Raw genomic sequence first — 509 nt, 5'->3', positions numbered from 1 at the left:
TCTTCAAGGTGACGGCGGACTTCGAGAATGAGATGGCGAGAACGGCTGTATCTGAACAGCACTATTCGCAATTTATCTCGAGTCTTGTTCACGATAAGGGCTTTTTGCATCTAGATCGAAAAGCTATTGCGCGGGTGATTGAGTACAGTTCGCGTCAGGCAGAGGATCAAAGCAAGCTTTCTTTGCATGCTTCGGATATTGCGAACCTGTTGCGGGAGAGCAACTATTGGGCGAAAGAACAAGGTTCGAACATGATTCGCAATGCGCACGTGGAGCGTGCTCTAGAGAGCAATCTTATGCGCAACAGTCGCATTAAAGACCAGATGTTTCATACATTGAGCAACGGCTCGACACTTCTGAGTGTCAGCGGATCAGTTGTCGGTCAGATTAACGCTTTATCTGTGCTGAGTGTTGGCGGCACGGAGTTTGGTATGCCTAATAGGGTGACCGCAAACTGTTATTTTGGTGATGGCGATATTGTAGATATTGAGCACAATGCACGTCTTGGT

The 509-nt window shown here is 47.5% G+C and carries 1 protein-coding gene; it reads left to right on the top strand.

Annotation, left to right across the window (positions count from 1 at the left end; translation table 11 throughout):
* Nucleotides 1–509 (top strand): Lon-insertion domain-containing protein (locus A3750_RS24475; RefSeq protein ID WP_156498917.1); only part of this gene is annotated, 509 nt, incomplete at both ends.

It is taken from the genome of Oleiphilus sp. HI0079, from assembly GCF_001635105.1.
This window is presented reverse-complemented; position numbering and strand designations above follow the sequence as displayed.